Annotated in this window: 1 rRNA gene; it reads right to left on the bottom strand. The window is 48.2% G+C overall.

Annotated elements, in window-relative coordinates:
• Positions 1-235: ribosomal RNA gene (locus GCL60_RS17240) — 23S ribosomal RNA — on the bottom strand; the annotation flags it as partial.
• Between the last annotated feature and the right edge of the window lie 20 nt (positions 236-255).

Genomic DNA, 255 nt, shown 5'->3' with positions numbered 1-255 from the left:
GAATCACTTGTTTGTTTTCTTTTCCTAGAGGTACTAAGATGTTTCAATTCCCTCCGTTCGCTCCTATGAACCTATTTATTCAGTTCATGGTAATCCTTGCGGACTGGGTTCCCCCATTCGGACATTATCGGGTCAAAGCCTTCTTGGCGGCTCGCCGATACTTTTCGCAGCCTGACACGTCCTTCTTCGCTTCTCGATACCTAGGCATCCTCCGTACGCCCTTAATCGCTTCCACAAAGGCATCATTCGCCTTGT

Source organism: Silvanigrella paludirubra (genome assembly GCF_009208775.1).
GTDB classification, from domain to species: domain Bacteria; phylum Bdellovibrionota_B; class Oligoflexia; order Silvanigrellales; family Silvanigrellaceae; genus Silvanigrella; species Silvanigrella paludirubra.
This window is presented reverse-complemented; position numbering and strand designations above follow the sequence as displayed.